Raw genomic sequence first — 19004 nt, 5'->3', positions numbered from 1 at the left:
ATTCCTTTTCATTGAGCCAATTCATTCCCGCAACCCCTTCCCTTTCCAAAGATGGTTCGTCTCTCGACTTTTTGAAAAAAATGACCTGCGGTTTTGTAGTCGTTACGTCCGAAGCTTGAACCATCTTTTGGTAAGCAGCGCGAAGTTTGAACCATCTTTTGGTAAGCAGTGCGAAGTTTGAACCATCTGTTGACAGACAGGCCGAAGCTTAAGCCATCCTCTCGCATTTTTCTTTCTCCTGCATACTTTTTTGCTTACAGAAAGCACCCTCAGCTACCCCTATCACAAGGCAGGGGTAATCGAGGGTGCTCAAAATGTAAAAACTACTACCAAAAAGCTGTTAAGCAAAAACTAGCGCTCGCAAAGCCAATAGTGACACGAGAAGGCCTCGACTTCACTACCACCACCAAAATCGTGTTCCTCACCTGTAATGAGATCGGTCGCAAGCCCACAGCCTGCATCAAAATGCAGAGTTACGGGCGCATCAGAAGCGTTAATCGCCACAATGACCCTCTTGCCCTCTGCTGCACGCTGGAAAACTAACTGCTGAGGCTGGCAAAGCAACTCGTGATAGTCGCCCATGGTCAAAGCTACACTGCCCTCAGACTTGGTACGAGCTGCAATAAGAGAAGCAATCCAGTCAGTAAGCTCATTCCACTCAGGATGCGCATAAGCCGGGCGTAGCTCATGGTCTCCAGGCAACTGGTCTGCTTCATAACCCCACTCACTTGCATAATAGAGATTGGGTACACCACACATACCATAGAGCAGCCCATAAATTGGGCGCAGGTGGCGTTTGTCAGTAAGCTTGGTAGCAATACGAGGTACGTCGTGATTGTCCACAAAGGTCAGTAAATGCTTGCCTGTATACAAATTCCAAGGCTTGTCACCACTCTGACGCTCAAGAGCATAGGCAATCTCGTGCATATTGGCAGAATTAAAGCTCGACCACAGCCCCTTGTAGGCCTCATAGTTATACACAGAGTCGCAAGCTCGCTCGTTCATCCAGCAATTGTAGTCACCAAACATGACCTCGCCAATCAGCGGGAACTTCTTGCCACGCTTTTCGCTCAGTTCATCGGCAACTTGACGTAAATATCCCAAAAAGCCTGCATCGAGACAAAAAGCAACATCAAGACGCACTCCATCTACATCAAACTCACTTTCCCAACCGCGCATCACATTAGCAATATATTCGTTGAGTTCAAAATTGACATGATTGAGTTTTACCAGGTAATTGACACCGTTCCAATCCTCGTAAGAAAAACCATCGTCATAAATGTTATTGCCCAGCCAATTGATACAAAACCAATCAGCATAAGGACTGTCCTGCTTGTTTTTAAGCACATCTTGGAAAGCCCAAAAACCGCGCCCAACATGATTGAACACACCATCAAAAATAACTGAAATTCCTGCCTCATGAAAAGCAGCGACAAGCTTTTTGAGATCCTCATTAGTACCTAAACGTGCATCAACTTTGGTGTAATCGCGCGTATCATAGCCGTGCATATCGCTCTCAAAGAGCGGATTGAGCATTATAGAATCACAGCCCAATCGCTGAATGTGCTCAATCCAACCATCATCAATAATATTGAGCAGTCGGTGACCATCGGTAGCATGTGTGCCCACCTCTACCTGGCCTTCGGAGCTACCGTCATTGCGCCAAGGAGCGCCACAAAGACCTAGTGGGTAAATCTGGTACATAGCCGATTTCTCATACCAACTCATTGTTTTCTCCACTTCTTATCACAAGCTAAGCTTGTGATATTTACTCACCTACCACACCGCGTACACGTTGTGTTTGGTTGGAAATGACACAACGATTAGCAGGTAGCCATACACTTCCCCATTCAAAGGGTGTTCCATCTTCTAAAAAGACCAACTGGTCGAGATCGAGCACAGGTGCATGCTCATCGCAATCCAGCCATCCGCCACGAGTCTTGCCAGCTGTGCGGGCGCTGTAAACCATCTCAGACCTACTAACACATTTACCGCTGAGACGTTCTACCACAGCAAATAGTGCTTCTTTTTCTAAATCCACCTTATCGAGACCGGGACACGCAGAAAGCGACAGGTGACTCTCGATCAACATCACTGCGCGTTTGCGCACATAACGCACACGCACGAGATAGAGGTATTCCTCACCTACTTCCAACTGTAAATGCTCCGCACATGCAGCGTTTGGTTTCTCGACGCGCTTCAACACAACCTTCGTCTCGTAATCAATGCCTTGAGCACTCATTGACTCACCAAAAGAAAGGAGACGATTGGAAGAAGGGCACGCCATAATAGGCTGGGTCACAAAAGTACCCCGACCCTGCTGTTGCACCAGTAGCCCCTCATCTACCAGCTGCCGAATACCTTTTTGGACAGTTCCGCGAGAAAGCTGCAACATATTCATAAGCTCATGTTCAGAAGGGATAGGCTTATTAACACCCCACTCCTTGGAATAAATTCGTTCGCGTATGTAGTTGGAAACCTGCACATACAAGAGCTTGCCGTCCGTCCGGTCAAACTTCGACATGCCGTTCTCGCCTCACTCAAATCTAGGTATTGCAACGCTTTACATCATATCGTGAGCGACCCTATCTTACTTCCAAAGCTTGCTAGGTTTTTATTAACTTTTCCTGTAAGAGCTTACGTAGTTGAAAATTATCCCTGCAACGCTTCTATAATTGGCACACGTGTCATGTGCACACACGTATTCATAAGGTCAACGAAAGGACCTCCATGGGTGGCTTTTTTGGAGCGGTTTCGCACAAAGACGTTGCGCTCGACGTTTATTTTGGTGTCGATTACCACTCCCACCTTGGTACCAGGCGCGCCGGCATGGTACTGCACGACCCTAGCACGGGTTTTCAACGCAAGATGCACTCTATCGAAAACAGTCCCTTCCGCACAAAGTTTGAACGCGACTTGCAGTCCCTGCAAGGTCCCTCAGGGATTGGTTGTATCTCGGACAATGACCCTCAACCGCTCATTGTCCACTCAAGACTAGGGACGTATGCCCTCACCACCGTAGGCTGTATAAACAATACAACTGAGTTGGTAGAAGCCTACATTGCACAAGGTGCTCAGCTTGCAGTTCAAAGTCCTGGTCGCGTCAATAGCACCGAACTTATTGCGGCTCTCATCAATCAAAAAGAAAATTTTGTCGAAGGTATTAAGTACGCCCAGAGCAAGATTGATGGCTCACTTACCTTGCTTATCATGACCGAGGATGGCGCTATTATCGCCGCACGCGATAATATGGGCCGCTTACCTGTGCTCATTGGCACCAACGAAGAAGGTTATGCTGTATCCTTTGAGTCCTTTGCTTACGAAAAATTGGGGTATACCAACGAACATGAGCTGGGACCCGGTGAGATTGTCCGCGTGACTGCCGAAGGCTGGGAGACTCTCGCAGAACCTGGCGATGAGATGCGCATTTGCGCCTTCCTCTGGGTTTACTATGGGTATCCCAACTCAAATTACGAAGGCGTCAATGTCGAGACTATGCGTTATCGCAACGGTCATATCATGGCCAAACGCGAGAAGGAAAACGATGGCATCCCCGATGTTGACTTTGTTGCAGGTGTGCCCGACTCAGGTCTGCCTCACGGCATCGGCTATGCAAATGAAAGCGGCAAACCCCTTGCGCGCCCCTTTGTCAAATACACGCCCACCTGGCCTCGCTCTTTTATGCCAGCAGATCAAAACGTACGCAATCGCGTAGCAAAGATGAAGCAAATTCCCGTCCACGAGCTTATTGAGGGCAAGAAGCTTTTGCTAGTTGATGACTCCATCGTGCGCGGTACCCAATTGCGTGAGACCGTCGATTTTCTCTACAACACCGGCGCCTCCGAAGTACATATGCGTTCTGCTTGCCCACCTATTATGTATGGCTGCAAGTATCTGTCCTTCTCTCGCTCCAACACGGACCAAGAGCTTATTGCGCGTCGCACCATTCGCAAGCTCGAAGGTGAAGAGGCCGATCAGCACATCGATGAGTATGCTGACCCCACCACAAAGCGCGGTAAATGTCTACTACGCACCATCTGCGAGGAACTGGGCTTTGATTCGCTTGGTTTTCAAACCCTTGATGGCATGCTTGAAGCCATCGGCATCGATCGCAAGCTCGTCTGCACCTACTGCTGGGATGGCCGCGAATAACACCATAGCTGCGCGGATTTGCAATCGGCACTTTCTGCCGACCTGCAGTCCGCGCATTACTTTGCGCTAGGCGCCAAACACCACGTTTCATTTCACGCCGACCGCCAAACGCCACGTTGCGTTTCATGCCGACTGCCAAACGCCACGTTTCATTTCACGCGAGAAAAATCTACCTGGGCAAACGTCAGACCCTTTGAAATAGAATGTGGCTTTTGGCATTTTTTCTGAAACAGAACGTGGCGTTTGGCAAGCAGAACTATGGCACCACGTGAACAGCTATGAAAGGTCTTCGGCATAGGCAAGCAAACCCGTAGAAATTGTCGCATTAACCTCATCGAATACACGTGCGAAAAAATCGGCGTCAAGCAAGGAGTAGCACGGAGTACTGCCGATGTGATGTACCTGCGTTGTCACCACCATCTCACGAGCCACCTCAACCGCCGCACGCACATCAACTTCAGCCACCTCGTATTGGGGAAACGCTCTGCATTGCTCAATAAGCTCAGGTGTCACACGAGGCGTCATAGAGATAGAGAGAGTCCTGCCAAAGCACTCAAAGTCGCTCTGCTTTCGAATACGCAGTGGATCACCGTATTCAAGACCCTGCTTGACGATGAGCTCGTTGACATGGTGGTTATACAGATGATCTGCCACCAAATGCGCCCAAACACCAAGCACTACATCGGATACGCGGCCTTCCCCGTCTCGGTTGTACTCGGCATAACTTTGCCAAAACTCCTGATAATCGGGCTCGGGCATATGATATGGATCGGCAAAATGGGTCGTACGATAATCAATAATTTTGCTCACACGGGGCACCATATAGCCCACATACACATCAGGAAGGAAGTTGCCAAAAAGAAAGCAATTCAAATCGCAAATTCCCAGTTCAGAGGGTGCATATTCCTCAAGCAGCTGTTCGACTTGCGCAGTATGAATGTTCCAGCTTGGCATCTTCCTCCTCTCTCGAACTTTGCGCGCGAGATAGTTTTACCTATGAGGCAGCTCGTACTTAAGAGCGAACTTCACCACCCGTAGATTTTGTGACCTTAGTGACCAGCTTACTATGTGCTTTTTCTACCTCATCTGAGGTCAACGTATGGTCATCAGCACGATAGGTCAGTGAGAACGCCATCGACTTTTTACCTGCGCCAACACGCACAGTATCGCGATAGACATCAAAGAGCTGAACTTCACGCAAAAGTTTGCCACCAGCTGAACGCAGACGTTGCATAACCTGCTCACAGGTCACAGACTCGTCAACTACCAAGGCAAGATCCACTGCAACACCAGGCAGGGTGGGCACATCTTGGTAAGGAAGCTCACGCTTGGCAAGGCGCAAGAGCGCTGCCAGTGAAAGTTCAAAAGCAACCACTGGCTCATCAATGTCAAAGCGACGCAAAGCCAGCGGATGGATATTTCCTACCCAACCCAATAGCTCACCAGCAGCAAGAATCTCAGCTGCACGACCAGGTTGCAGCCAACGGTACTTCTCGGGCTCTGCCACCTTATAACGGACCTTGGTCAGACGAAGCGCTGAGGTCAACTGTTCAATAACTCCCTTGGCATCAAAGAAGTCAAGTTGAGCGTATTTCGTATCCCACTCATCAAGATTCCAACGACCGCAAAGTACAGCTGCTACCATAGCAGGTTCATCGGGCGAGCTCTTCTTGGGATGACCATAAAAAACGCGACCAATTTCATATAGATGAACGTTGGGCGTGCCATGATCAAGGTTATATGCCACCGAACGAAGCAATCCTGGAATAATGCTACGACGCATCTCGGCCTGATCGGCCACCAGCGGATTCATGATACGTACGGGAATGCCACGGCCTTCCTCAGACATACCCAGCTTTGTCAAATCATCCATCTCGGCAAAGCAATACGTACTCGTCTCAGATAGACCACAACTACGCAAAGTAGCGCCAATGCGACGAATGCGCTGCTGATCAACGGACAGACCACCAGCATGATTGCGTGCTGCAGGCAAAGTTGGCTCAATGTCACCCTCGCCCCACAGGCGGCACACTTCTTCGATAAGATCAACTTCACGGGTCAAGTCGGGACGATTGGTGGGAACGGTTACCTTGAAAGAGGTAGGATCGCTGGTATCCACCTTGCAGCCAAGTCTCATCAGGCGAGTAATCATAAATTGATCATCCACGGGAGCGCCGCAAAGCAGACGCACGCGAGCAGGACGCAACTCAACTACAGGCGCTACTGCGGGCACAGGATACGCATCGACTATGCCAGAGCAAACCTCAGCACCACAGCATTGCTCAAATAAGGCTGCTGCGATATCAGACGCCTCGGCACAGCGGGCGGCATCCACCTGACGCTCATAACGAATAGACGCTTCACTCATCAAATCAAGCCTGCGACTGGTACGGGATATATGACCATGGTCAAAGCAGGCAGACTCCAGTAGAACATCGGTTGTATTCTCATCAATTTCGGAGTTCTCACCACCCATAACACCAGCAAGGCAAATAGGCACCGCACCATCATCGGTAATAAGAGGCATATCACTATCGAGCACACGATCTTGACCATCAAGAGTCACCAGATGCTCACCATCGGCAGCAGCACGTACAACAATGTGACGTTTGCCATCGCGCTTTGAGAGTTTGTTCAAATCAAAGGCATGCAAAGGCTGGCCCGTCAAAAACATCACGTAGTTAGTTACATCTACTACATTGTTAATGGGACGAGCACCTGCAGCAGTTATGCGACGAGCAAGCCACTCAGGACTAGGACCTATTTTGACATGACGAAGCACGCGTGCAGTATAACGCGAGCAAAGCGTAGGGTCATCAATCTGCACATCCACCAAATCAGATGCCTGCTCCTCTGTCTCATGGGCAATGCGAGGCAGCTCGATATGCGTATCCTTATCAAGAATTGCCGAAGTCTCTTGCGCAACGCCTGTCATCGACAAGCAGTCTGGGCGATTAGGTGTCATCTCACAGTCGATAACGGTATCAGACAGGCCATACCAATCAGCAAAATCGAGACCCACCGGCGTATCCTCGGGCAAAATCCAAATGCCCGAGTGATCAGAGCCAAATCCCAACTCACGCTGAGAACAATTCATACCATGAGAGTCCACACCACGCAGTTTGCTCTTTTTAATTTTGAAGCCACCAGGCAACTCGGCGCCAACCATAGCAACAACAATATGGTCGCCCTCTTCAAAATTCTGTGCACCGCAGACAATCTGCAACGGCTCGGGATTGCCTTCTTTATCAACGTTTTTCTTGCCAACGGACACCTGACAGAGCCACATATGGTCTGAGTCGGGATGAGGCTGCTTTGAAATCACTTGACCTGTGACCACGTTATGCAGGTCAGCACCCATTTTTTCAACAGCTTCGACTTCAGTACCTGTACGAACAAACTCAGCTACCAAACCTTTGGGATCGGCAGGCACATCGATCATCGACTTGAGCCACTCATATGAAACGCGCATTAGTATTGTCCCTTCTTGGTCGCGCGGGGTATTAGAACTGCTTGAGGAAGCGCTCGTCGCCAGTCATCAACATGCGTAGGTCAGGCAGGTCATAACGCAGGGCAGCAACGCGCTCAACACCGATACCAAAGGCAAAGCCAGTGTATTTTTCGGGATCAATGTCTACATAACGCAAAACGTTGGGATCGACCATGCCGCAGCCCAAGATCTCAAGCCAACCAGTATTTTTACAAAAACGGCAGCCCTTACCATGGCATACGCCACAAGAGACATCAACCTCACAGCTTGGCTCGGTAAAAGGGAAGAAGTGCGGACGATAGCGCGTCGCACGATCTTTACCAAAGATTTCACGACAGAAGTAATCAAGCGTTCCTTTAAGGTCACCAAAAGTGATACCTTCGTCAACCACCAAACCTTCTACCTGCGTAAACTGAGGCAAGTGATTGGCATCTGCGGTATCAGGACGAAATACGGTACCAGGACAAATCATATAGATAGGCGGTTTGCGCTGCTCCATGACATGTACCTGTACGCCTGAGGTCTGAGTACGCAGCAGCAAATCCGAGCTTGAAAGCCCCAAGTCACCCTTACCCTCAGGAGCGTTATCAACCACATAGAAGGTATCGTTTGCCGAGCGGCTGGGATGATCAACAGGAGCATTAAGTGCGGTAAAGTTGTGATAAACGTCCTCGATATAAGGGCCATCCTCAACGGTATAGCCCAATCCGCAAAAAACGTCTTCAATCTCCTCACGAATTTGTGAGATGAGATGCTGGGTGCCAATACGAGAAGAACGACCAGGTAGAGTCACATCCACTGCCTCAGCAGAGATTTTCCTGTCAAGAGCAGCCTGATCGAGTTCGCCCCTGCGTGCAGCAATCATAGCTTCGATATTAGAGCGAACCGTATTTGCCAGTTTGCCCATTGCGGGACGCTCCTCAGGAGCGACTTTTCCCATCATACGCATGATGGCTGTGAGGCGACCCTTTTTGCCAGTTGCCGCAACGCGGACCTGCTCGAGCTCCTCGACCGTCTGAGCCTTATCAAGACCCTCCCTCACCTGTGCCTTAATGGCAGCAAGTTCGTCGGTCATTGCCATGTGTTTTCCTCCTTCACGCAATAAAAAACCGCCCCTGACGCGCAAATGCGCAATCCAAGGACGGATGTCTCCGCGGTACCACCTCAGTTGAGCGGTGGATGTCTGCCCACCGTCTCCTCTTTTGTTCTGTGTCGTAGAACTTACGGCTCACTTAGTGATATGCGCAATTAACGCATACGTTCGGGTTGCAGCTGTTAGAGTGAACTCTGTTTGTCAACCTCAGAGGCACCTCTCAACCACTGAGTGCCCTCTCTGTCTGAAGTCATACGACAAGCAAACCTCTCCGTCATCGCCTGCGGGCAAGTCTAGCACACCTTGCTACCAAAACCTTCCTAGTCTTGCGCTTCCCACCGTCCCGCCACGATAGCCTCTATAGTGGCAGCCACCGCATCGTCTTCGCAGCGTCCAATATGATAGCGTGCTGCTGCCAAAGCCTCAGGGGCTGCCCCTTGCACTGCTACAGAATATGGCACATGCTCAAGCATAGTTACATCGTTACCACCATCGCCAAAGACTACCACTGCATCAAGGCTGCAACCAATAGCTTGGCAAAGTAAATCGATACCCGTTGCCTTTGACCAACCACGCGGTGTAACGTTAATCCACGCAGGCTGTGGTACATCAAAACTCAAATCGTCAAACTGTTCATTGAGCAAGGCTGAAAAGCTGCGCGTATTATCAAGATCGCCCACTTGAAAGGCATTGCATTTGACGGTACGCGTACTTGGCAGTTCATGCAATATGCGGCAGCTCTCAACATACTTAGGAAAACAACGCCCCATGTCCTTTATGCTTCCTGCCACCAGCTGCGGTACCCCACCGTCAAAACACACCAAGCCAGCATGCGGGAGTTGCTCCAAAAACTCAGTCATACGACCAATTTGCTTATTGTCGATATGCTCTTCGTGCAGCAGCTCGCCATCCAAAAAAACCTGCATACCATTGGTGGCCAGCATCGTATCGGCAAGGCGTTGCTTGTTGCGCAACATAGGAATTGCCCATTCGCGTGCGCGACCCGTAGCCACACCTACGCGAATACCTGCATCGAGCGCCGCCTCAAGAGCGGCAGTCGTACGCTCACTGACCTGATGATGGCCTGCAGGCAAAATTGTCCCGTCAATGTCAGCCAAAATGAGTTTGAACTCATTCACGCGTACTCTCCTTTTGCTGGCTCTCTTTGCAACGTATGGCAGCTACCGTTGTTGTAAAAACTCCGCCGCAAATCCCGCAACATAGCCTAGTAGCGTCGGCAGCACCCAAGCCATACCCATAGCCGCCAAAGGAAGCAAATCAAAGGGCAGCCACGTCTTAGGCATAAATCCATCACGGAAGGCAATGATTACGCTCACAACCGTACATACTGCCACAGCCACTTTCCAGGCCATGGAATGCTTAGCTGATGTGGGCAAAAGTCCCATCAACACCAGTACAATTGCCACAGGATAAAGTGCCGAAAGCACGGGCACCGAGTAACCCAAAATTGTTGCCAAGCCAAAGTTTGCAAAGATGGCTGACACCGCCGCTATAAGCAAGGCCCACTGCTTATAGCTCATCTTCCCATAGGTCTGGAAAAAGTATGCACCAATTGAGCAGATAAGGCCGATACATACATTCAAGCAAGCAAGAGCAAAAATTGCAGCAACAATAGCCGTACCCGCAACACCAAAATGCAGATTTGCAGCCTCGCTAATCACATCTGCACCGTTAGAGGTGCCACCCAACACGGGACCTACCATCATGCCGACTATGCCAAAGCCTATATAGATAACACCCATCAACGCACCTGCAACCACACCAGAACGCATGACCTGCTTGGCAACAAACTTTGGCTCATTTAGACCCAATTCACGAATGTTCATCGAGATGACAAGGCCAAAAGCAAGACCTGCCAGCATATCCATAGTTTGGTAGCCTGTCGTAAATCCAGCAAGTACAGGAGCCACATCATAAGGTGCAGTCGCAGCCGTTGGAGTCGATGCAGGTGGGTCAATCAGGGTAATGCCCACCACAATCACAATCAAGCCAATGAGTGCGGGACCAGAAATTTTACCCATGAGTTCGGTCAAGCGGTTGGGATGCATGGCCAAAAGGTATGCCACCAAGAAAAAAACCAGCGCAAACCCTAACTGTGCCCAAAATAAAGCAGTGGAGTCTAGCTTTGGCATCAGCGGATCAAACATTGCAAATGAGGTTGATGCAGTACGTGGAATTGCCAGACAGGGTCCAATGGCAAGGTAGACCAATGCCATAAAAATTTCGGCAAATTTGGGATGAATACGTCCTCCCAAATCACGCGCAGTTCCTGCCAAGGCAACGGCGGCAATCGTCAACACCGGTAGGCCTACTGCAGAAACAAGAAAGCCTAAGAGGGCAAGCGGAGTATCAGTACCCGCTTGTACGCCCAAACGAGGAGCAAGAATCAGATTGCCCGCCCCAAAGAACATGGAAAAAAGCGTAACCCCAACGATGAGGCCATCACGCAAACCGAGTCTGTCGCTTCCTTGTTTTGCTTCCATATCTATCCCCCAAACAAAAAAATAGCGTTGAAACACCCTACCATCACCTGTGCAAAATGGGAATCTCAAAACCAACTATTCTTTCGCTTGTTAACTTTTCGCAATTTTTGATACAAAAAACCTCCCATTTCTCGATATCCAAGAAATGGGAGGCTGTTCACAAATAACTATCAGGCTTGAGCTAGCTAAGCTTATGTACCTTATTTATGCAAACGCTTGTTGATAGCAGCAGCGATAGTTTCTGCATCTGTAGCATTTTCCATCTCGGTACGGAAGTTAGCGTGGGTTAGCACGCGAGCAATCTTGGAAAGCAGCTCCAGATGGACGCTTGTGCCCTCCTCAGCGGGAACAAGCAAAGCAATAGCATAGACAACAGGGGCCTCATCCATGGTCTTCCAGGCAACATCACCCGAAAGCTTAAGAACAATGACAGCCGTCTCCTTGACTTCAGGAGCCATTGCGTGCGGAATAGCATAACCATCGGTCATACCAGTAGAACCCATATCTTCGCGGGAACGTAGAGCCTTAAAAATTGCATCAGGATCAGTACCAATTCCCAGCTCAACAGCCTTGTCTGCAATCACATGCAGGGCTTCATTCACATCCCTTGCAGGGCAGTCAAGAAAAACGTGAGAGGCTTTGACAAGGTCAACCATGGATTTCTCCTTACTCGCGACCATACAGGACGAAGTGTCGCCCGACACTTCGTTTATATCTTTTTTAGGATACCACGTACGAGCGAAAAGCTAACGCACATGAGGGCATTACTACGTACTTATCGCAAGTTTTCGCCTGCTAGGCACGTTCTTGCATGGCACAATAAGCAGCACCGTACATCCCCGCCTCATTGCCCAATGTTGCAGCGCTAATACGCATCGCCGCACAAGCAGGGAAGCAACGCTCACGGAATGCAGCTGTAATTTTGGGCCCAATAACGTTCCAAGCTCCCGCCACACCACCACCTATCAGCACTAACTCAGGGTCCACAATAGCGGCAATCTGAGACAAAGCACGACCGAGGTAGGCACACATCGTATCAATTGCTTGCGCAGCGCAAACATCCCCTGCTGCAAAAGCAGAAAAAATCGAGATAGTATCGGTGGCATGCTCAATGGCAACAGGTGTTTGACCTGCATCTTTGCATGCCTTGAGATAGAGCTTAACTAGGCCTTTCGCCGAGGCATACTGCTCAAGGCAACCTTTGTTACCACAGCCGCAACTCTCAGTCTCGTTGGGCTCCATATTGATGTGACCAATTTCACCACCCGCACCAAAGGTACCCGCAACCAGCTTGCCATCAATGATGACGCCGCCACCCACGCCCGTGCCCAAGGTAACCATGACGCAACTCTTGATACCTTTAGCACCACCTTGCCACATCTCACCGAGGGCTGCCGCATTCGCATCGTTAGCAAAGGCAAGTGCTGCTGTCGCAAAATGCGCTTTGAGCGCTGCCTCAAAGCCCTCAACATCAAGCGTGATATTGGGAAGCACGCCTACATGTCCGCGAGCATCAACAGGCCCAGGTACATCGAGGCCTACAGCCACAATATCAGCAGGCGTCAGCTGGGAGGCTGCCAGCAACTTATCGAGACCCGCCGTCACAATATGGAAGGCCTCTTCGTTCACCAATTCAGTTGTCTTGATTTTGGCGATATCAAGAAGCTTTCCTTCTTCATTAAAAAGGCCTGCCTTGATAGAAGTGCCGCCCACATCGATACCAAGTACATAAGCCATAGCTTGCTCCTTTTGTCTACCAACGGATGGCTTTAAGTATCCCTCAAAACAAGGCTTACTGCAGGCCATTTTTGCTTGAGATACATAAATACATTGGCAAAGACAAACTGCAGAGAGCTTGTAGCTATTAGCCGAAAGGAGCATGTAGGCACTCTATACACAGGCAAGCATGCGCTACACTGTGCCTCGTATATCGTTTCTGGGTCCTGGGAAACGTTACTTCCATACGGCCCCACACACACCACGGCGCAACAGGGGGAACTATGAGCAATAAGCTTCCATCCTTTATGAAACCATCTCAAGACGAGCAAAGATGCGCTCAGCACGTAGATGAAGAAAAACTTCAGCAGACTACAGAGACACTGCCTGCTTCTCAGCAAAGTCTTGACTTAGACGAGCCAGATAGCATGGCTGTTGCTACGGATGAAAAACCGCATCGCGAAGTACCCGCAGCAAGCATCCCCACACTTCCTGGGATACCTGGTATCCCTCCCCTCGCAGCAGATGCCGCAGTACCCAATCCCCGCGCTGACCTTGAGGCTTTAGACAAGCTCGAGCGCCATCTTTACGCACACCGCTATGCTACAGTGGGTATGAGCTGCTATGGCATGTCAATTGATCCTGAGGATGCAACTGCAGACCGTGGCGAGGCACTCGCAGTTCTTCAGGAAGAAGCTCAGGAGTTGCTCTGCTCACCTGCAACAGGCGCTCTGCTGGACCGTCTCTCAACTGCAACAGCACTCGAACTCGAAAACGATACTCAACGCGCACAAGTACGCATTCTCAAGCGAGATCGTGCACAACTAGTTGATGTTCCTGCCGATGAGCAAGCAGCCTTCACACGCCTTGTAACCGAGTCTGACGATGTATGGCACAAGGCTAAGGCAGCCAATGACTGGGACTCGTTTGCTCCTTATCTTGACCGTATTACCGAGTCAATGCGCAGGCTTGCAAACTACAAAAAACCTGGCGTCAATGCTTACGATGTATGGCTTGACGAATTTGAGCAGGGCAGCAGTACAGCTTTTTATGACCGCTTCTTTGAACAGGTCAAGGAGGTTGTCGTCCCCCTGTTAGCAGAGGTATCAGCAGCTCGCCGCAAACCCAGTCATCGTCTCGTAGAAGGACATTTTGACGAACGTCGTCAGTGGGAAGTTGCCACTGACCTTGCACGTATTGAGGGGCTTTCTTTTCAATCGCTTTTCTTGACCAAGACCGAGCATCCCTTCTCTGATGCATTGACCACCAACTACGCAATCATCGCTGCGCATGTTTACGAAGATGATGTCTTATCCAACGTGTTTACCATGCTGCACGAGGGAGGTCATGCCCTCTACGAGCAGGGCGTCAATCCCGAGTACAACTACACCTCACTCAAGGGTGGTACTTCCAGCGGCATGCACGAAGCTCAATCGCGCTTCTTCGAAAACTACGTTGGACGTTCCGAGGCTTTTTCGGGACCACTACTTGAGATTTTGCGTCGCCACTTTCCTGGCCACTTCAATCGTGTGAGTGCACGCCAGCTCTATTTGGCAGCAAATGTCGTCATGCCTCAGCCCATCCGCGTTGAAGCTGATGAACTTACCTATCCTCTGCACATATTGGTGCGCTACGAACTCGAGCAGTTGCTTATGTCAGGTGAGGCAAAGGCTGCCGATATTCCCGACCTTTGGGCTCAAAAATACCATGAGTACCTCGGCGTTCGCGTACCTGACGCAACTCATGGTGCGCTACAAGATACCCACTGGGCTGATGGTCTGATTGGATACTTCCCCACCTATGCATTGGGCGGTGCCTATGGTGCTCAATTCCGCGCTGCTATGATTTCTGAAGGCATGGACTGGGAAGGCGTTATCGCCTCGGGCAATTTGGCTCCTATCCGTGAATGGTTGCGCAGCCGCGTATGGCACTATGGCAGGTCTCGTGACCCCAAAGACCTTATCTTGACGGCAACAGGTGAGCCCTTTGTCACACGTCACTATACCGACTATCTCATACAAAAATTTTCCTCGATCTATGGTCTCTAGGTGAGTATATGCGGGCATTGCTACAACGGGTAAGCCAGGCAGAGTGCAGGGTAGAGGGCAGCTCTACTGGCAGCTGCGGCGTGGGCTATCTCATTTTATTGGGAGTAGGTCCTGCCGATGATGAGGCGACGGCAAAACTACTCTGGGAAAAAATTCGCAAGCTACGCGTCTTTGACGATACGGCAGGCAAGATAAACTTGTCACTTGAAGATGTTGGCGGCAGCATATTGGTGGTAAGTCAGTTCACCCTTTATGCCAACTGTCGCCGTGGCAATCGCCCTTCTTTTGCCGAAGCAGCACCTCCTCCTATGGCAGAGGAACTCTACCAATATTTTTGTCAACTTGCAGAAAATGATTTGGGTGACGAGCGCGTGGGCAGAGGTATTTTTGCTGCGGATATGAAGGTAACACTCACCAATGACGGGCCTGTCACTATTTGGCTAGAAACTGAGGAACTCACAAAACCTCGGCGGCAGCTATCATAAAGCGCAGCTTAAAACCTTGGAGAGGAAGGTTTTTCTCTATGAAAAAGTTTGTAAAGGAATTCAAGGAATTTATCTCCCGCGGCAATGTGATGGATCTTGCTGTCGGCGTTATTATCGGTGGTGCTTTCACTGCCATTGTCACCTCGCTAACTGAAAACATCATCAATCCTCTCATCTCTATGATTGGTGGCAATCCCGACGTTAAAGGCCTGACCTTTACATTTAACGGTGCAACGGTCGATTTTGGTGCATTCATTTCCGCTATCATCAACTTCTTGATTATTGCTTTTGTGGTCTTCTGCCTCGTCAAAAGCCTCAACAAGATGCAAGCTTTGGCAGAAAAGCACACAGGCAAGATCAAGGAAGAAGCAGCTCCTGCACCTACTTGCCCCTATTGTCTAGAGGAGATTAAGGAAGGCGCAACGAGATGCCCACACTGTGGCGCTGACCTACACTAATCTTCATAGTGAAAGGCGCTTGAGTGTCTTTCTTTAAATTCATACAAGCACGTTTTTCGAGCCTGCGCTCATATTTCCTTGCCCTTTTGGAAAAGAAAAGCTTGAGAAGCAGGCTCGAATTTTCTGGTATGACCCTTGGTGGCACAACTCAAGTGCGTACGATAGATTTTCCTTGCGGCAGACAGATGCGACTGCTGTTAGTTGAAGATATGCAGCAGTCTGCGCTGTGGCTAGACAATCTTTCTGGAGATCCCCCATTTCCCTATCTACAACGCTTTGACCTCGCTTTTTATGAAACTAATGCACCAAGACAGAACAACGCCGCGAAACACCTATTGCTCATCGGAGGGGGAGGTTTTGCTTGGCCACACCATATGCTTGCAACTTATCCCAGCGCAAGCCTTGATGTGGTAGAGCTGGATGAGCAGATAGTTGCCCTTGCACGCAAATGGTTTTATGTGGATGAGCTCGAGAGGCAGTTTGGTCCCTCAGGCGACAATTGTTTCCATATCTATACCGCCGATGGGCGCTCCTACCTTGAAAGCCTGCCATCGAACAAGCGCTATGACGTAATACTTAACGACTGCTTTATCGCTCACAGGCCGGCTGAGTCACTCATGGATGTATCTGCAGCTGAACTTATACACGCACACCTACATACTGGCGGCATGTATATCACCAATATCGTCTCTGCCCTTATGGGACCTCAAGCAAGCATTCTCAACAGGGTGATATCTGTACTCTGTACTCACTTTGCCTCTGTTGATGTGATTCCCTGCTCACTCGAAGAGCCTACAGAGCCGAGCAATATTGTGGTCATCGCTAGCGACCAACAAAGAAGCTTCCCCGGCACTTGGATGAGTTGCACCGGAGAAACTGCAAATGAGCATTGAAAAATGGGTTCTATCTACATCAACTTGCTCACATACCCAAGCAAATCTTCAAGCTCAACTTGGGTCTGCTCATGGGAAATCATGTCGCGCACACTTGCTTTGCCCTCTGCGAGCTCGTCGGGGCCCAATACAACACAAACCTTGGCATGAAAGCGATCTGCTTGTTTGAACTGACTCTTGAGCGAGCGTCCCTGATAATCCGCCTCACAACGTAGCCCTGCTCCTCTTAGTGCAAGCGTTACCTTAAAGGCCTCATCGCGCAACTCAGGCTGGGTGTTTGCCACATATACACAGCTAGGCTCGGTACCTGCTAAGTCTGCACCCGCATCCTTAAGCGCCAGCATAATGCGTTCAAAACCGACAGCCCAACCAATGCCAGGGCAGGGCCTGCCACCCTCGAGCTCAGCTAAACCATCATAGCGACCGCCACCGCCAATAGCACCAATCGCAGCATCACCCACATACTCAACCTCAAAGACTGTACGCGTGTAATAATCGAGACCACGTACGAGTGTGGGGTCCTCAACATACACCACACCAGCCTCATCGAGGTACTTCTTAACTTGGGCATAGTGTTCAGCACAGTCATCGCATAGGTGATCGCTTACTAACGGTGCGTTTTTCATAAGTTCGCGACAATGGTCGTTTTTGCAATCAAAACTACGTAGTGGATTGATCTCAGCACGCTCTAGGCAATCCTCACACATCTCATCTTTGTGATCCAAGATGAAGTCACGCACCCTATTGCGGTAGGCAGGGCGACAAGCACTATCGCCCATGGAGTTAATGGTTAGCTTGAGGCACGAAGCGTCTAAACCCAGACGCTTATAAAATTCCATGAGCATGATGATGACTTCGGCGTCCACTGCAGGGTCAGATGCGCCCATCCACTCAATGCCTACCTGGTGGAATTGACGTAGGCGTCCTTTTTGAGGGCGTTCACCACGAAACATCGGCTCGGCATACCACACCTTTACAGGCGCTCCACCTTGAGGAACAAAATTATGCTCAACAGCAGCGCGCACGACACCTGCGGTACCCTCGGGACGCAGGGCCATACGTTGTCTTGCCTTGAGCCTGCTCTCATCACCTTGAGCCAATAAACCTTCAAGCAAAGCTCCTGAAAACACACGGAACATCTCTTTGCGTACGACATCGGTTGACTCACCAATACCATGGGTAAATGTTGCCACTTGCTCGAGTGCGGGTGTCTCGATTGCATCAAAGCCATATGCATCAAAAAGCTCGCGCGCACAATCTTGCATATGTTGCCAGCTACGCATATAAGCACCAAAAAGATCTTCTGTACCTTGGATACGTTGCGCCATGTTGCCTCCACCATTTGACATACGTGAGCAAGTATACCCAAGATGGGTTGTGTGGGAGCCGCTCAACTAAAGCTACTGCTCCGCCACACTTATCCATCCTCTGTTTGGCGAAATTTCTTTACGCGCTGTTTGCTTGCATACCGCTTGGGCGCTAGGCACTCTTCAAAACAACAGAGCGAACAATGATGCACACGTGATCGCAGCTATTGAGGACGTACTCCATGCGGTCAAAGAGGCGCAGCCAAGCAGTGGCAACTTTGCCGCCCTCTTCTTCCTGAAAGAGACGACGAATAGCGTTGTGGTATATGCGGTCGCCTTCATCTTCGATGTGACTGACAGCGATTGCCTTTTCCATCACCACAGCATCGTTTTTGTAGTTGGGCAGATGATCAAACATTTCTTTCATCTCGCGCACTGCAGCAAGGGTGAGCTCACCCATCTGGGGACCTTCCATTCGCATCTCAGTGGCACCAAAGAGATCAAGGCGCAACACAACACCATTCATCTCGTCCATAACATCATCCAACGACATCGCAAGCTCAGAGATATCTTCGCGATCAATCGGCGTGATGAACGAAGCATAGAGGTTATGCATGATCTTTTTGACTTTGTCATCACATTTATTCTCAAGCACTTTTAACTTAGGAATCTTGGCAAAGCTAGCAGGGTAGTTCTCTAAAATCTCGACGTAAAGTTCGGCGGCTTCAACCAGCGTGGCGGCGAAGTCCTTCAACATCGTGTAAAAGACATCTTCCCTTTTGAGCTTGGACATAACCTACTCCTTATTTGCAATGAACGAAGCGAGCGTCTAAATTCCGTGAGATTAAAACCCTGTCT

The 19004-nt window shown here is 49.8% G+C and carries 16 protein-coding genes; 5 read left to right on the top strand and 11 right to left on the bottom strand.

Going from position 1 to position 19004, the window contains the following annotated elements:
• Nucleotides 1-351: 351 nt before the first annotated feature.
• Nucleotides 352-1728 carry an alpha-amylase family glycosyl hydrolase gene (locus tag Q0X25_RS03595; RefSeq protein WP_298579085.1) on the bottom strand — a complete coding sequence of 459 codons (1377 nt, stop codon included), beginning with the start codon at nucleotides 1726-1728 and terminating at the stop codon, nucleotides 352-354.
• 40 nt (nucleotides 1729-1768) lie between these two features.
• Nucleotides 1769-2524 carry a GntR family transcriptional regulator gene (locus tag Q0X25_RS03590; protein ID WP_298579084.1) on the bottom strand — a complete coding sequence of 252 codons (756 nt, stop codon included), beginning with the start codon at nucleotides 2522-2524 and terminating at the stop codon, nucleotides 1769-1771.
• 206 nt (nucleotides 2525-2730) lie between these two features.
• Here Q0X25_RS03590 and Q0X25_RS03585 point away from each other — a divergent pair, with 206 nt between their 5' ends.
• Nucleotides 2731-4152 (top strand): amidophosphoribosyltransferase, encoded by a 1422-nt coding sequence (locus Q0X25_RS03585; protein ID WP_298579083.1) that lies wholly within the window; start codon nucleotides 2731-2733, stop codon nucleotides 4150-4152.
• 276 nt (nucleotides 4153-4428) lie between these two features.
• Here Q0X25_RS03585 and Q0X25_RS03580 read toward each other — a convergent pair whose 3' ends face one another.
• The 7 genes from Q0X25_RS03580 to Q0X25_RS03550 form a co-directional block, all read right to left on the bottom strand.
• Nucleotides 4429-5106: a hypothetical protein gene (locus tag Q0X25_RS03580; RefSeq protein ID WP_298579082.1), complete on the bottom strand. Its 678-nt coding sequence runs from the start codon at nucleotides 5104-5106 to the stop codon at nucleotides 4429-4431.
• Nucleotides 5107-5164: 58 nt separating this feature from the next.
• Nucleotides 5165-7624: a phenylalanine--tRNA ligase subunit beta gene (gene pheT / locus Q0X25_RS03575; protein ID WP_298579080.1), complete on the bottom strand. Its 2460-nt coding sequence runs from the start codon at nucleotides 7622-7624 to the stop codon at nucleotides 5165-5167.
• Between the two features lie 31 nt (nucleotides 7625-7655).
• Nucleotides 7656-8723 (bottom strand): phenylalanine--tRNA ligase subunit alpha, encoded by a 1068-nt coding sequence (gene pheS, locus Q0X25_RS03570; RefSeq protein ID WP_298579079.1) that lies wholly within the window; start codon nucleotides 8721-8723, stop codon nucleotides 7656-7658.
• A gap of 332 nt (nucleotides 8724-9055) precedes the next feature.
• On the bottom strand, nucleotides 9056-9874 hold the full coding sequence (locus Q0X25_RS03565; RefSeq protein WP_298579078.1) for an HAD family hydrolase: 819 nt from the start codon (nucleotides 9872-9874) through the stop codon (nucleotides 9056-9058).
• Nucleotides 9875-9916: 42 nt separating this feature from the next.
• Nucleotides 9917-11239 (bottom strand): branched-chain amino acid transport system II carrier protein, encoded by a 1323-nt coding sequence (brnQ, locus tag Q0X25_RS03560; RefSeq protein ID WP_298579077.1) that lies wholly within the window; start codon nucleotides 11237-11239, stop codon nucleotides 9917-9919.
• A gap of 200 nt (nucleotides 11240-11439) precedes the next feature.
• Nucleotides 11440-11895: a PTS sugar transporter subunit IIA gene (locus Q0X25_RS03555; protein WP_298579076.1), complete on the bottom strand. Its 456-nt coding sequence runs from the start codon at nucleotides 11893-11895 to the stop codon at nucleotides 11440-11442.
• 139 nt (nucleotides 11896-12034) lie between these two features.
• Nucleotides 12035-12976, bottom strand: coding sequence for an ROK family protein (locus Q0X25_RS03550; protein ID WP_298579075.1), 942 nt, complete (start codon nucleotides 12974-12976; stop codon nucleotides 12035-12037).
• A 263-nt stretch (nucleotides 12977-13239) separates the two neighbouring features.
• On the opposite strand from Q0X25_RS03550, the gene Q0X25_RS03545 reads away from it, so the two are divergent.
• From Q0X25_RS03545 to Q0X25_RS03530, 4 genes are read left to right on the top strand one after another with little or no spacing between them, the layout of a single operon-like run.
• Nucleotides 13240-15003 (top strand): carboxypeptidase M32, encoded by a 1764-nt coding sequence (locus Q0X25_RS03545; RefSeq protein WP_298579074.1) that lies wholly within the window; start codon nucleotides 13240-13242, stop codon nucleotides 15001-15003.
• 8 nt (nucleotides 15004-15011) lie between these two features.
• Entirely contained in the window at nucleotides 15012-15488 is a 477-nt protein-coding gene (gene dtd, locus Q0X25_RS03540) for a D-aminoacyl-tRNA deacylase (RefSeq protein ID WP_298579073.1), read from the top strand.
• 38 nt (nucleotides 15489-15526) lie between these two features.
• Nucleotides 15527-15946, top strand: coding sequence for a large conductance mechanosensitive channel protein MscL (gene mscL / locus Q0X25_RS03535; RefSeq protein WP_298579072.1), 420 nt, complete (start codon nucleotides 15527-15529; stop codon nucleotides 15944-15946).
• Between the two features lie 23 nt (nucleotides 15947-15969).
• Nucleotides 15970-16839, top strand: a complete 870-nt coding sequence (locus Q0X25_RS03530) for a spermidine synthase (RefSeq protein WP_298579071.1) — start codon at nucleotides 15970-15972, stop codon at nucleotides 16837-16839.
• A gap of 14 nt (nucleotides 16840-16853) precedes the next feature.
• On the opposite strand, the gene hisS is transcribed toward Q0X25_RS03530, so the two are convergent.
• Together hisS and Q0X25_RS03520 are read right to left on the bottom strand one after the other, a co-directional pair.
• Complete coding sequence (hisS, locus tag Q0X25_RS03525) at nucleotides 16854-18167, bottom strand: histidine--tRNA ligase (RefSeq protein ID WP_298579070.1); 1314 nt, start codon at nucleotides 18165-18167, stop codon at nucleotides 16854-16856.
• 151 nt (nucleotides 18168-18318) lie between these two features.
• A complete protein-coding gene (locus tag Q0X25_RS03520) occupies nucleotides 18319-18939 on the bottom strand; it encodes a DUF47 domain-containing protein (RefSeq protein WP_298579069.1) in 621 nt (206 codons plus the stop codon).
• Between the last annotated feature and the right edge of the window lie 65 nt (nucleotides 18940-19004).

The sequence above is a fragment of the uncultured Olegusella sp. genome, assembly GCF_947253395.1.
Taxonomy (GTDB): Bacteria; Actinomycetota; Coriobacteriia; order Coriobacteriales; family Atopobiaceae; genus Olegusella.
Note: the sequence above shows the minus strand (reverse complement) of the source record. Positions and strands in the feature narration are given on the sequence as shown.

Coding starts and splice junctions, on each gene's coding strand:
- Q0X25_RS03590 (WP_298579084.1), bottom strand. CDS start 2,524: ATGTCGAAGTTTGACCGGACGGACGGCAAGCTCTTGTATGTGCAGGTT.
- Q0X25_RS03545 (WP_298579074.1), top strand. CDS start 13,240: ATGAGCAATAAGCTTCCATCCTTTATGAAACCATCTCAAGACGAGCAA.
- Q0X25_RS03585 (WP_298579083.1), top strand. CDS start 2,731: ATGGGTGGCTTTTTTGGAGCGGTTTCGCACAAAGACGTTGCGCTCGAC.
- Q0X25_RS03550 (WP_298579075.1), bottom strand. CDS start 12,976: ATGGCTTATGTACTTGGTATCGATGTGGGCGGCACTTCTATCAAGGCA.
- Q0X25_RS03595 (WP_298579085.1), bottom strand. CDS start 1,728: ATGAGTTGGTATGAGAAATCGGCTATGTACCAGATTTACCCACTAGGT.
- Q0X25_RS03555 (WP_298579076.1), bottom strand. CDS start 11,895: ATGGTTGACCTTGTCAAAGCCTCTCACGTTTTTCTTGACTGCCCTGCA.
- Q0X25_RS03580 (WP_298579082.1), bottom strand. CDS start 5,106: ATGCCAAGCTGGAACATTCATACTGCGCAAGTCGAACAGCTGCTTGAG.
- Q0X25_RS03520 (WP_298579069.1), bottom strand. CDS start 18,939: ATGTCCAAGCTCAAAAGGGAAGATGTCTTTTACACGATGTTGAAGGAC.
- pheS (WP_298579079.1), bottom strand. CDS start 8,723: ATGGCAATGACCGACGAACTTGCTGCCATTAAGGCACAGGTGAGGGAG.
- hisS (WP_298579070.1), bottom strand. CDS start 18,167: ATGGCGCAACGTATCCAAGGTACAGAAGATCTTTTTGGTGCTTATATG.
- dtd (WP_298579073.1), top strand. CDS start 15,012: ATGCGGGCATTGCTACAACGGGTAAGCCAGGCAGAGTGCAGGGTAGAG.
- mscL (WP_298579072.1), top strand. CDS start 15,527: ATGAAAAAGTTTGTAAAGGAATTCAAGGAATTTATCTCCCGCGGCAAT.
- brnQ (WP_298579077.1), bottom strand. CDS start 11,239: ATGGAAGCAAAACAAGGAAGCGACAGACTCGGTTTGCGTGATGGCCTC.
- pheT (WP_298579080.1), bottom strand. CDS start 7,624: ATGCGCGTTTCATATGAGTGGCTCAAGTCGATGATCGATGTGCCTGCC.